General features: G+C 61.8%; 11 protein-coding genes and 1 pseudogene. 8 read left to right on the top strand and 4 right to left on the bottom strand.

Going from position 1 to position 11704, the window contains the following annotated elements; genetic code table 11:
• Window positions 1-202 precede the first annotated feature (202 nt).
• The 8 genes and pseudogenes from mdcA to mdcH all read left to right on the top strand — a co-directional run bounded on the left by mdcA (window position 203) and on the right by mdcH (window position 7254).
• Window positions 203-1858: a malonate decarboxylase subunit alpha gene (gene mdcA / locus ABLV54_RS00540; RefSeq protein WP_023289537.1), complete on the top strand. Its 1656-nt coding sequence runs from the start codon at window positions 203-205 to the stop codon at window positions 1856-1858.
• On the top strand, window positions 1858-2700 hold the full coding sequence (locus ABLV54_RS00535) for a triphosphoribosyl-dephospho-CoA synthase (protein WP_048334889.1): 843 nt from the start codon (window positions 1858-1860) through the stop codon (window positions 2698-2700). The genes mdcA and ABLV54_RS00535 overlap by 1 nt, the downstream gene beginning before the upstream one ends.
• Before the next feature lie 17 nt (window positions 2701-2717).
• Window positions 2718-3017: a malonate decarboxylase acyl carrier protein gene (mdcC, locus tag ABLV54_RS00530; RefSeq protein WP_023289535.1), complete on the top strand. Its 300-nt coding sequence runs from the start codon at window positions 2718-2720 to the stop codon at window positions 3015-3017.
• Entirely contained in the window at window positions 3010-3843 is an 834-nt protein-coding gene (locus tag ABLV54_RS00525) for a biotin-independent malonate decarboxylase subunit beta (protein ID WP_050534302.1), read from the top strand. The genes mdcC and ABLV54_RS00525 overlap by 8 nt, the downstream gene beginning before the upstream one ends.
• Window positions 3843-4643, top strand: coding sequence for a biotin-independent malonate decarboxylase subunit gamma (mdcE, locus tag ABLV54_RS00520; protein ID WP_048334891.1), 801 nt, complete (start codon window positions 3843-3845; stop codon window positions 4641-4643). The genes ABLV54_RS00525 and mdcE overlap by 1 nt, the downstream gene beginning before the upstream one ends.
• A gap of 136 nt (window positions 4644-4779) precedes the next feature.
• Window positions 4780-5731 (top strand): annotated as a pseudogene (locus ABLV54_RS00515) (AEC family transporter).
• Between the two features lie 3 nt (window positions 5732-5734).
• Window positions 5735-6352 carry a malonate decarboxylase holo-ACP synthase gene (locus ABLV54_RS00510; RefSeq protein ID WP_050534300.1) on the top strand — a complete coding sequence of 206 codons (618 nt, stop codon included), beginning with the start codon at window positions 5735-5737 and terminating at the stop codon, window positions 6350-6352.
• Entirely contained in the window at window positions 6352-7254 is a 903-nt protein-coding gene (gene mdcH, locus ABLV54_RS00505) for a malonate decarboxylase subunit epsilon (RefSeq protein WP_050534299.1), read from the top strand. Before ABLV54_RS00510 ends, mdcH begins: the two co-directional genes overlap by 1 nt.
• Here the strand turns inward: mdcH and ABLV54_RS00500 are convergent.
• The 4 genes from ABLV54_RS00500 to ABLV54_RS00485 form a co-directional block, all read right to left on the bottom strand.
• Window positions 7244-8170 (bottom strand): LysR substrate-binding domain-containing protein, encoded by a 927-nt coding sequence (locus ABLV54_RS00500; RefSeq protein ID WP_348813489.1) that lies wholly within the window; start codon window positions 8168-8170, stop codon window positions 7244-7246. The two genes, mdcH and ABLV54_RS00500, sit on opposite strands and share 11 nt — an antisense overlap.
• A gap of 157 nt (window positions 8171-8327) precedes the next feature.
• The gene (gene mqo / locus ABLV54_RS00495) at window positions 8328-9938 is read right to left on the bottom strand and encodes a malate dehydrogenase (quinone) (protein ID WP_248860871.1); all 1611 of its coding nucleotides are present in this window, start codon (window positions 9936-9938) and stop codon (window positions 8328-8330) included.
• A gap of 306 nt (window positions 9939-10244) precedes the next feature.
• Window positions 10245-11165: an N-acetylmuramic acid 6-phosphate etherase gene (locus ABLV54_RS00490; RefSeq protein WP_023289527.1), complete on the bottom strand. Its 921-nt coding sequence runs from the start codon at window positions 11163-11165 to the stop codon at window positions 10245-10247.
• A gap of 199 nt (window positions 11166-11364) precedes the next feature.
• Window positions 11365-11685: a hypothetical protein gene (locus ABLV54_RS00485; protein WP_050534297.1), complete on the bottom strand. Its 321-nt coding sequence runs from the start codon at window positions 11683-11685 to the stop codon at window positions 11365-11367.
• Between the last annotated feature and the right edge of the window lie 19 nt (window positions 11686-11704).

Genomic DNA, 11704 nt, shown 5'->3' with positions numbered 1-11704 from the left:
GGGCGGCCCCCCCCTCTCCCTGACACCTGTGGTAGACCACTACGCCTTTCGTATTATTGATCCTCATCACAAAGGGCCAATCACAATTGTTACTCTCAGGCTAACGATTGGCCGCCGTGCTTAATTGATGCTCCGCGCCTCGCATCGCACACTAACCTCCACCAGGACAAACAAAACGATTTGTCGAATCAGGAGGTTAATAATGAATGCCGAACAAACGACGGGGCGGGTCTGGAACCGTCGCCGGACGGAAAAGCAGCGGCGGCTGGCCGAGGCCAACATCCCGGGCAAAGTCATCCCCACTGACCAGCTGGTCAGCGTACTGGAAAACCTGATCGCCCCCGGCGACCGGGTGGTGCTGGAAGGCAACAACCAGAAGCAGGCCGATTTCCTCTCCCGCATGCTGGCGGAAGTCAATCCGCAGAAAATCCACGATCTGCATATGATCATGCCGAGCGTCGGGCGCAGCGAGCATCTGGACCTGTTTGAAAAAGGTATCGCCCGCAAACTTGATTTCTCCTTCTCCGGTACCCAAAGCCTGCGCATTTCGCAGCTGCTGGAAGATGGCCTGCTGGAAATCGGCGCCATTCATACCTATATCGAACTCTACTCCCGCCTGTACGTCGATCTGTCGCCCAACGTCGCGCTGATCGCCGGCTACAAAGCCGACCGTAAAGGCAACCTGTATACCGGGCCGAGTACCGAAGATACCCCGGCACTGGTGGAAGCCGCCGCCTTCCACGACGGTATTGTTATCGCCCAGGTTAACGAACTGGTGGACGACGAGTGCGATCTGCCCCGCGTCGATATTCCCGGCTCGTGGATTGATTACGTGGTGGTCGCCGACAAGCCGTTCTTTATTGAACCGCTGTTCACCCGCGACCCGCGCCTGATTAAGCAAGAACACATTCTGATGGCGATGATGGCGATCAAGGGCATCTACGCCGAGCATCAGGTGCAGTCCCTCAACCACGGGATCGGCTTCAACACCGCCGCCATCGAACTGCTGCTGCCGACTTACGGCGAACAGCTCGGTCTGAAAGGCAAAATCTGTAAACACTGGACCCTGAACCCGCATCCGACGCTGATCCCGGCGATTGAGAGCGGCTGGGTGGAGAGCGTGCACTGCTTCGGCGGCGAGCTGGGGATGGAAGAGTACATCCGCGCCCGTCCGGATATCTTCTTTACCGGCCCGGACGGCTCCATGCGCTCCAACCGCGCCTTCTGCCAGCTGGCGGGGCAGTACGCGGTGGATATGTTTATCGGTTCGACCCTGCAGGTTGATGGTCTGGCTAACTCCTCGACCGTCACCCGCGGCCGCCTTTCCGGCTTCGGCGGCGCGCCGAACATGGGCCACGATCCGCACGGCCGCCGCCATGCCACCCCTGCCTGGCTCAATATGATCACCGAGCCAGACCCCATGCAGCGCGGTAAAAAACTGGTAGTGCAGATGGTCGAAACCTTTCAGGCCGGGGTGAAGCCGACCTTTGTTGAGACTCTCGACGCGGTCGACGTCGCCAAAACCTCCGGCATGCCGCTGGCGCCGGTGATGATTTACGGCGATGACGTCACCCACGTGCTGACCGAAGAGGGTATCGCCTACCTGTATCGTGCGGAAAGCCTGGAAGAGCGCCGGGCGATGGTCGCCGCCGTGGCCGGGATCACCGACATCGGTCTCGGAGTGGACGCGAAACGTGTGGCTGCCCTGCGTCAGAGCGGCAAAGTGGTTTACCCGGAAGATCTCGGCATTCGCCGCAGCGAGGCCACCCGTTCGCTGCTGGCCGCCGGCAGCGTCGCCGACCTGGTGGAATGGTCCGACGGACTGTACAACCCACCGGCAAAATTCCGGAGCTGGTAATGAAAATTCTCTCCCCCCTGCACGCAGAAAGCCGCGTCAGCTGGCTGGCGGATACCGCCAGCGCCTGTCTGATTGACGAAGCCCGTCTGAGCCCGAAACCGGGTCTGGTCGACAGCCGCGGCAGCGGCGCGCATCAGGACCTCACGCTGGCGCTGATGGAACGCTCCGCCCGCAGCCTGCAGCCGACCTTCCACGCGCTGGCCCAGCAAAGCTGGCGCCGCCCGGCGGATATCGCGCTGCGCGAAACCGTCGGCCGCCTCGGCCGGGAAGGCGAAGCGCAGATGATGCAGGCCACTGGCGGGGTCAACACCCACCGCGGCGCCATCTGGGCGCTGGGGCTGCTGGTCAGCGCGGTAGCGATGTTGGGGGGAGTGGGTCATTCACAGGCGATCGCCGACACCGCCGCCGCCCTCGCCCGTCTGCCCGACGGCCTGGCGCCGAAAAGCTTCAGTAAAGGGCTACGCGCCAGCCGCCGCTGGCAGGTGCCGGGCGCGCGCGAAGAGGCGCAGCGCGGTTTCCCGCATATCACCGCCCTGGCGCTGCCGCAGTTACAGCAAAGCCGCGCCCGGGGCGCCAGCGAGCCGCAGGCGCGACTTGACGCGCTGATGGCCATCATGACCTCGCTGAGCGATACCTGCGTGCTGTCGCGCGCCGGCATGACCGGCCTGCAGACCATGCAGCAGGGCGCCCGCGCGGTGCTGGCGGCCGGCGGGTGCGCCAGCGTCGCCGGACGCGCCGCCCTGGCGCGGCTTGACGCGCAGATGCTGGCGCACAACGCCTCGCCGGGCGGCGCCGCCGATCTCCTTGCCGCCACCCTGTTTCTCGACCGGGTTGCCGGCTAACGCATTCAGAGGATGTTATGGAACAGATTACATTGTCATTTCCTGCCAGCCGCGCCCTCCGCGGCCGAGCGCTGGCAGGGGTTGTAGGTTCAGGCGATATGGAAGTGCTCTATACCGCCGCCGGAAGCGATACGCTCAGCGTGCAAATTACCACCTCGGTGGATAACAGTCAGGCGCGCTGGCAGGCGCTGTTCGACCGGCTGAGCCTGATCAACGGCCTACCCGCCGGGCAGTTGGTTATTCACGACTTCGGCGCCACGCCGGGCGTCGCCCGTATTCGTATCGAACAAGTCTTTGAGGAGGCCGCTCATGCGTAACGATCGCAGCTTTATCGAACTGCGCGCTCGCGAACGCGCCCACGCACTGCTGGACGACGGCAGCTACCGCGAACTACTGGATCCGTTTGACGGCATTATGTCGCCGTGGCTCGGCGCGCAGGGCATTGTCCCACAGTCCGACGACGGTATGGTGGTCGCCAAAGGCACTATCAACCGCCAGCCGGCGGTGGTGATTGCCATCGAAGGCACCTTCCAGGGCGGCAGTATGGGCGAAGTCTCCGGCGCCAAAATGGCCGCCGCGCTGGAGCTGGCGGCGGAGGATAACCGCAACGGTATTCCGACGCAGGCGGTCCTGTGCCTGGAAACCGGCGGCGTCCGGCTGCAGGAGGCCAACCTTGGCCTGGCCGCCATCGCCGATATTCACGCCGCGATTGTCGATCTGCGCCGCTACACCCCGGTAGTCGGCATCATCGCTGGCACCGTCGGCTGCTTCGGCGGCATGTCCATCGCCGCCGCGCTGTGCAGCTATCTCATCGTCACCCGAGAAGCCCGTCTCGGCCTCAACGGCCCGCAGGTTATCGAGCAGGAAGCCGGCATTGAAGAGTACGACTCGCGTAACCGGCCGTTTATCTGGAGCATGACCGGGGGTGAAATTCGCGCCGCCAGTGGCCTGGTCGACACGCTGGTTAACGATGGCGTCAAGGCCGTCAAAACCGCGATGAACGCGGCGATCGCCAAAGGCGTACCGGCGCAACACCGCAGCGACAATTATGACGACTATCTGCGCCGTTTAAGCCAGTTCGACACCCGCCAGCAGGCGGATACCGCGCAGATTAAACAGCTTTTTGCCCGGGAGGAAAAATAATGAGTCAGTTCCCAAACCGCGCCGCGCTATGGCTGAACAAACTGGCGCCCGAGGCGCCGCTGATGAGCGGCCTGTGCCCTTCCGTGCAGGTCGCAGATGGCCAGATTGATGGCGAAAGCGTCCGCTTTATCGCCGTGGTGCCTGACGCCAACAACCACTACCCGCGCGCCGCCGGCGGTGAAGTCGGCCTGCTGGAAGGCTGGACGCTGGCGAAAGTGGTCAATGAAACCATCGCCGCCGACGCCGACCAGGCCCGCAAACGGCCGATCGTCGCCGTGATCGATGTGCCGAGCCAGGCCTATGGCCGTCGCGAAGAAGCCTTTGGTATTCACCAGGCGCTGGCCGGAGCGGCAGGCGCCTACGCCAAAGCCCGTCTGGCCGGCCACCCGGTGATTGGCCTGATCGTCGGCAAAGCGATGTCCGGCGCGTTTCTGGCCCACGGCTACCAGGCCAACCGTCTGATCGCCTTTAACGACAGCGGCGTACTGGTCCACGCGATGGGTAAAGCGTCGGCCGCGCGCATTACCCTGCGCAGCGTGGAGGCGCTGGAGAAACTGGCGGCGACCATCCCGCCGATGGCCTATGACGTCAGCAACTACGCCACGCTCGGCCTGCTCTCCGCTCTGCTTGACATCAGCCATCCGGACGCCCCTGACGACCACGATCTGGCGCTGGTCAGCCACACCCTGCGCGACGCCATCGCTGACGCGCGCCAGGATCCCTCGCTGAAGTGCCGCCTGGGTGCGGAAAACCGCCGCAGCTCGCAGCGGGTCCGCGACCTGATGCGCGCCAGCTGGTAGCACGTTCGTACGTAAGTAGTAGAAGAAAACCTGCCGGAAGCCGTCCCCCGGAGCGCGTCATAACCGCGCCGGGTAGGGACGGCTTTTAGAAAAAATAACAATCGCGCCAGTACTCTATTTTATTTACAGGTGATTTATGACTTATGTGATTATTCATGCTCTTGCCCCGATTTTCGTCATTATGCTTCTGGGCCGGTAAGGCCGGGATGGTAGATAACAAAAATGTCTCCCTGCTCAATATCTTTGTAATGGACTTTGCCTTACCCGCTACGCTGTTCAGCGCCACGGTGCAAACGCCGTGGGCCGGTATCGTCGCCCAGTCACCGCTGGTGCTGGTGCTCACTGGCGCGATGTGGATCACCTACGCCGGGATTTACTTCCTCGCCACCAGCATCTTCAAACGCACCCCGCAGGATGCCGCGGTGCTGACCCTCACCGTCGCCCTGCCGAACTATGCCGCGCTGGGCCTGCCGATCCTCGGCAGCGTGCTGGGTGAAGGCGCATCGACTTCGCTGTCGGTGGCGGTCTCTATCGCCTGCGGTTCGGTACTGATGACCCCCTTCTGCCTGCTGATTCTGGAACGTGAAAAAGCCCGCGCCGCGGGGGAAACCACCGGTTCTACGCTGGCGATGCTGCCGGTGCTGATGTGGCGTTCGGTGAAAAAGCCGATCGTCTGGGGCCCGCTGCTCGGGGTGGTGCTTTCCGCTATCGGCATTAAAATGCCGGACCTGCTGCTGGCCGCCATCAAACCGTTGGGCCTGGCCGCCACCGCCGCGGCGCTGTTCCTCACCGGGGTGATCCTCTCGGCGCGTAAACTGCAGCTCAATGCGCTGATCGCCACCTCCACCATCGTGAAACTGCTGGTGCAGCCGTTTATTGCCTGGGGTCTGGTGATGCTGCTGGGTCTGCACGGCTCTATCGCCATTACCGCGATCCTGATGATTGCCCTGGCCGCCGGCTTCTTCGGCGTGGTCTTCGGCAACCGCTTCGGCGTGCAGTCCCCGGATGCTGAAGCCGTGCTGCTGTTGAGCTCGGTTCTGTGTATCCTGTCGCTACCGCTATTTATCTCTTTGACTTCAGGACTGTAAACCATGTCATCAACACCGCGTCCCCACGATTTAGTGTGGTTAAACCACGCCAGCGCCCTGGAAGATGTTGTCGAGCCGTGGGTGGCTCAGCAGTGGCGAGCCGCGCTGCCGGTGGTGGTGAGGCGCGATGTTGACGGTCAGGCCCGCATCCCGGTTGGGGTGCGGGGCATGAAACGCGAACAGCGCGCCGCCGGCTGGGTACAGGCGCACAATATCGTGCGCAGCGTCACCCCGGAGATGCTGGTGGAGCGCGAGCGCCTGCTGGGCTCCCCTTTTGTTTCGCAGCCGCCGGTCCAGGCGGCCATCGCCCTGACGCTGGGCGACTGGCCCTGGCGCTGGGGCGTCACCGGCAGCACCGGCTACGCGCTGGCGACCGAAATCCCGGTACTCCATGCGGCAAGCGATCTGGATCTCCTGATCCGCGCCCCGCAGCCGCTGGCCCGCGAGGCGCTGCTGGAATGGCAGTCCCGGGTGGCCCAGCTCCCGTGCCGCGCCGATACCCAGGTCGAAACGCAATACGGCGCCTTCGCCCTCAATGAGTGGCTACGCGATGGGCGAGCGCTGCTGAAAACGTCCCGCGGCGCGCGCTTAACCGCTGCGCCGTGGCGCAGGGAGGAATGATGAAGATTTTGTTTACTTTTCCCGGACAGGGTGCCCAGCGTCCCGGCATGCTGGCGGCTATCCCCGACCGCGAAGCGATCCTCAGCCAGGCGCGCGCCGTGGTAGGGGATGAAGTCGAGGCCCTCGATAGCGCCGGATCGCTAAAACATACCCGTGCGGTCCAGCTCTGCCTGCTGATCGCCGGGGTAGCCTGGGCGCGCGAGCTACAGCGCCAGGGCGTCAATCCGCAGATTGTCAGCGGCCTGTCCATCGGCGCCTTTCCCGCAGCGGTGATTGCCGGCGCGCTCGATTTCGCCAGCGCGCTGCGCCTGGTGGCCCTGCGCGGCGATCTTATGGAGCAGGCCTATCCCGAAGGTTACGGGCTGACGGCGATCATGGGCCTGACCCGCCCGCGGGTTGAGGCGCTGATGCAGGGCCACGAGGTCTATCTTGCCAACCTGAACGCCGAAACGCAGATCGTGATCGCCGGACGCGATGAAGCCATGGCCGAGGTAGCGCAGCTGGCGCTGCAGGCGGGCGCCAGTAAGGCGCAGCGGCTGGCGGTCAGCGTCCCGTCGCACTGCGTGCTGCTGGATAAACCCGCCGCCGCGCTGGCAAAAGCCTTTGCCGACGTGACCTTAACGCGCCCGCAGTGCGCCTATTTAAGCGGCTCGACGGCGCGCGTGCTGTGGGATCCGCAGCGGATCGCCGACGATCTGGCGATGAACATGGCGCGCACCGTCCACTGGCAGGAGGCGATGATCGCCGCCGATGAGCGCGACGCGCGCTTAGCCATTGAGATGCCCCCCGGCGGGGTATTGACCTGCCTGACCCGCCAGGCGGGCTGGCGCGGGGAGACCCTCTCGCTGGAACGCAGCGGCGCGGACGTCGCCCGCCATCTGGCGCAGCGGCTTAACGATTAAGGCTCCGGGCGTACATTCTCCCTTCCGCCGCCAGCGCCAGCAGGTCGGCATCGCGTTCGCGATGGTGTGAATAGACAATCGAGATCAGCTGGCGCAGCTGGTACGGTTCCGCCAGCTTTAACAGCTGTACATCTTTTTCATAGACTTTTTTCATCCGCCCCGGCAGCAGCGCAAACCCGACGCCCGCCTGCACCAGGCTAATCATCGAAAAGATGTCATTCACCCGGGTGACGATCGTCGGCTCGAAGCCAGCGATATGAAACGCTTCCCGGAACCCGGCATAGGTGGCGAACCCCTCCGCCAGCGAGACGAATTTCCGGTCGGCGTAATCGCGCAGGTCAGCAAGCTGTGTGCTATCCAGCTGCGCTGTCGCCGGGGCGGCGAGAAAGATATCGTCCTCAAACAGCGGCACCACGTCGAAAGCGGTATTGTTGAACTCCCCTTCATTGGTGGCGATCAGGATAGCGTCGAGAGCGTCGTCTTCCAGCATATCCAGCAGCATCTGGTTAGAGCCCATGGTGAGATCCAGCTCCAGCTCCGGACGACGCAGCTTCATACCCATGATAATGCGCGGGACGGTTTCCAGGGTCAGGGAATAGAGGGTGCCGATGCGCAGCCGCCCCTGGCCGACGCCGGCGACTTTGCGCGTCGCCTCAAGGCCGCGGCTCATCAGACTCATCACATCCTGACAATATTCCAGCAGCGTCCACGCCGCCTGCAGCGGCAGCAGATTGCGCCCTTTATGGACAAACAGCGGGCAGCCCACCCCCTCTTCCAGGGTATGCAGCGCGCGATGAACGCTGACGCTGCTAAGCTTCATCGCTTCGGCGGTTCTGGCGATATTGCCCTTCGCCATAAACATCATAAAGACCGACAGCTTGCGGAAGGTGATCTCCTGGTTGATATCGTCTTGCATAGCCCTTCCACACTCCTGATTTGCTTTTCTTTTTTCAATTCAAATCAGTATATCGTTTATGACGGCAAAGTTGCAGGCAGAGAGCGGCTTAGGCCGGCAAGGAACGCAAAAAAGGGAAGACCGTGGTCTTCCCTTTTGTTCTCTATCGAGTTTGCTTTTACAGCGCCATATCATGCTGCGGCGAGGCGTCGCGCTGCGGCTCCGCCGGCTTCGCGGTCGCGGTGGGCGCAGCCGCTGGCATCTGGATCACCGGCGGTTTCGTCAGCTGCAGGGTCGCGGCGGTATCATCCCAAACCTGCTGGGTCAGCGCCACGTTACCGTTCAGCTTCTGGCCGTAGCTCGGCACGATCTGGTGGATACGGGTCTGCCACTCCGGCGAGTTAAACTGCGTCGGGAACATCTGCTTGAGCACATTGAGGGTGATCGGCGCGGCGGTGGAAGCCCCCGGCGACGCGCCGAGCAGCGCGGAAATGGTTTTCTGCTGATCGACCACCACTTCGGTACCCAGTTTCAGCACGCCGCCCTTCTCTGCGTCTTTCTTAATGATCTGCACGCGCTGGCCGGCCTGGATCAGCTTCCAGTCCTCTTTACGCGCGTCCGGGTAGTACTCTTTCAGCGCGGCGAAGCGGTCATCATCGCTGAGCATCACCTGGCTGACGAGATATTTCACCAGGTCGAAGTTATCGAGTCCGACGTGGGTCATCGGCAGCACGTTATCAGTGGTGGTGGTGCTCAACAGGTCGAAGAAGGAACCGTTTTTCAGGAACTTGGTCGAGAAGGTGGCGAACGGCCCAAACAGCACCACGCGCTTGCCATCCAGGTAGCGGGCGTCAAGGTGCGGTACCGACATCGGCGGCGCGCCGACCGAAGCCTGGCCATACACTTTCTCGAGGTGCTGCGCGGTGACCGCCGGGTTCTCGGTCATCAGGAACGAACCGCCCACCGGGAAGCCAGCATAGTTGTCCGCTTCCGGAATACCGGTTTTCTGCAGCAGCTTCAGCGCGCCGCCGCCGGCGCCGATAAAGACGTATTTCGCGTCAATAGTCTGCGCTTCCCCGCTCTGCACGTTCTTAATGGTCACGTGCCAGGAGTTATCGGCATTGCGTTTGAAATCGGTGACCTCAGAGGAGGTTTGCAGGGTGAAATGGCTGTTTTTCTTCAGGCTGCCGATCAGCTGCCGGGTGATTTCGCCATAGTTAACGTCGGTACCTACCGGCGTCCAGGTGGCAGCGACTTTCTGCTGCGGATCGCGGCCTTCCATCACCAGCGGCGCCCACTGTTTAATTTGCGCGTGGTCGGTGGAGAATTTCATCCCCTGGAATAAGGTGGTCTGCTGCAGCGCGGTATAACGCTTATGTAGATAGTCGACATTATCGCCCCAGACGAAACTCATATGCGGCGTGGAATTAATAAAGGAGTGCGGATCGTGCAAAATACCGCGCTTCACCTGTGCCGACCAGAACTGACGGGAGATCATAAACTGTTCGTTAATATCCAGCGCTTTGCTGACGTCAATCGATCCGTCGGCCCGCTCCGGCGTATAGTTCAACTCCATATTCGCCGAGTGACCGGTACCGGCGTTATTCCAGCCGTTGGAAGATTCCAGGGCCACGCCGTCCAGTTTCTCCACCATCGTCAGGTCCCAGTCCGGCTGCAGCGCCTGCAGCCAGGTGCCAAGCGAGGCGCTCATGATCCCGCCGCCAATCAGCAGGAAGTCAGTTTTTTTAGAGGTATCCGCTTCAGCATGCGTCGCCGCGCTGACGAACATCGCTAATGCGGTAAAGGAAATAATCGTTTTTTTCATTGCAGGCATAATAGAATTATCACGTAGCACACGGTAATAAGAGGCAGCATATTAACGCACTTTTACTTTATTTTAAAATATCATTTACACTCTCGCATTTTAATCAAATAATTATTTAACTTAAAAAATCAGAACGACGCAAAAAATAAAAGTCGCCGTAAAATTATGGCTGAAAATTCAGCGCGATTGCCGGGGAAAATAGAAAAGAGGGATTTCTTTAGTTAATAAAGTCCAGACGCGCACACCGTTGGTGCGCGCCTGGCGACAGGCTTAATGGGCGGGAGTGACAGCGCTGCGCTGGGCTTCGCGCAGGGCAAGACGCAGATGATCGTGATGTTTGGTCAGCAGCTCCCGCGCGTGCCAGGCGTCCAGCCCGCTGAGCAGCATCAGGATCGCGGTGCGGCAATGGTGGTGGCAGCTGGTCAGCGCGGCTTTTGCTTCGCTGCGCGTGCAGTCGGTGGCCGCCATAACAATCGCCACCTGCCGCTCCGCCCAGTGCGGAGTGTCAGCCTGCAGATCCACCCGCAGGTTGCTGTACACCCGGCCGTCACGGATAGCAAGGCCCGTCGACACCATGTTAAGGATCTGCCGCTGGGCCAGCCGGGCCTTCGGATTGGTCAAGCCCGCCACCGCTTCCGGCCCGGTCTGCGGAGCAATAACAATATCCGCCAGCTGCGCCGCCTCGCTGGCCGCCTGCTGGGTCACCACCGCGATCGGGGCCCCCAGCGACCAGGCGTGGCGCATCGCCCCCCAGACCCACGGGGTCTTGCCGCTAACGGTCAGCGCCAGCAGCATATCGTGGCTGGAAAAGTCCAGCGACTGCAGCTCGAAGGCGCCAAGATCGTAATTATTCGCTGCCGTCTCCCTCTCGGCCATCGCCGCCGTCTGGCCACCGGCAATTAGCCCCACAAGCGCATGTTTGCCTTCCGGAGAGTAGTCGCTGACCGCCTGGACTGCCGTGCGGCCTGATTCCCCGGCGCCGATAATGACCAGACGCCCTCCCCGGCTCATTGTCGCGGTGGCGATATCAATCAACCGGGCGATATCCGGCAGACAGGCGCCGACCGCCTCCGATATCTGCTTATCATCCTGATGCAGCATCGCCAGCATGTCGGCGGTGGCGAGGCGATCGATGTGGGTGGTATCCGGGTGACGACGTGCCTGCATTGACGCGGTTAGCGAACTGCTCATAACAACCTCCATTTACGACAGAAAAAGCGCATCTCGGCGAAATCAGCGGCCTGATGCATATCCTTATATTCATCAGGACTATTTAACCTCTGTCGCCACTATAAGGGGAATCTTCCGCGCTTTACCGCCGTCGGGGTCACAGTTTACCGTCCCGATCGCCCGTTCACGGGCAATTGCCGATTATCTGAGCAATCCTGTCTCAGGTCTTATCTTCGCCTTCCGCCTGCATGGCCAGCCAGAAGGATTGCTGACAAAGGTTATAAAATTGTTTGCGCATTGGCTTCACCTCCAGGCCGGCGCTATCGATAACCAGCCAGTCGATCCAGCACTCCGGGCACGAGGCGGCATCCTGTTGCGGAAGCTCGAGCTCGTAGCGGTGCTGGATCACCACCCCGCTGCGATGCCGCCAGCGCGCGATCTCCCACTCTGCTTCCGCTTCACGGTCCTGTTGACGATGCTGCGCCAGTCGTTCAACGTGCTGTTGCCGGAGGATATCCCGGACCAGAGATGCCAGTTCCATCATGTCTGCCTTAAGCCTG

The sequence above is a fragment of the Klebsiella sp. JB_Kp042 genome, assembly GCF_040065275.1.
GTDB classification, from domain to species: domain Bacteria; phylum Pseudomonadota; class Gammaproteobacteria; order Enterobacterales; family Enterobacteriaceae; genus Klebsiella; species Klebsiella quasipneumoniae.
The sequence above is the reverse complement of the archived record's forward strand: the minus strand, read 5'-3'. Positions and strand labels throughout refer to the sequence as shown.

Coding starts and splice junctions, on each gene's coding strand:
- mdcA (WP_023289537.1), top strand. CDS start 203: ATGAATGCCGAACAAACGACGGGGCGGGTCTGGAACCGTCGCCGGACG.
- ABLV54_RS00490 (WP_023289527.1), bottom strand. CDS start 11,165: ATGAGCAGTTCGCTAACCGCGTCAATGCAGGCACGTCGTCACCCGGAT.
- mdcE (WP_048334891.1), top strand. CDS start 3,843: ATGAGTCAGTTCCCAAACCGCGCCGCGCTATGGCTGAACAAACTGGCG.
- ABLV54_RS00525 (WP_050534302.1), top strand. CDS start 3,010: ATGCGTAACGATCGCAGCTTTATCGAACTGCGCGCTCGCGAACGCGCC.
- mqo (WP_248860871.1), bottom strand. CDS start 9,938: ATGTTCGTCAGCGCGGCGACGCATGCTGAAGCGGATACCTCTAAAAAA.
- mdcH (WP_050534299.1), top strand. CDS start 6,352: ATGAAGATTTTGTTTACTTTTCCCGGACAGGGTGCCCAGCGTCCCGGC.
- ABLV54_RS00485 (WP_050534297.1), bottom strand. CDS start 11,685: ATGGAACTGGCATCTCTGGTCCGGGATATCCTCCGGCAACAGCACGTT.
- mdcC (WP_023289535.1), top strand. CDS start 2,718: ATGGAACAGATTACATTGTCATTTCCTGCCAGCCGCGCCCTCCGCGGC.
- ABLV54_RS00500 (WP_348813489.1), bottom strand. CDS start 8,170: ATGCAAGACGATATCAACCAGGAGATCACCTTCCGCAAGCTGTCGGTC.
- ABLV54_RS00510 (WP_050534300.1), top strand. CDS start 5,735: ATGTCATCAACACCGCGTCCCCACGATTTAGTGTGGTTAAACCACGCC.
- ABLV54_RS00535 (WP_048334889.1), top strand. CDS start 1,858: ATGAAAATTCTCTCCCCCCTGCACGCAGAAAGCCGCGTCAGCTGGCTG.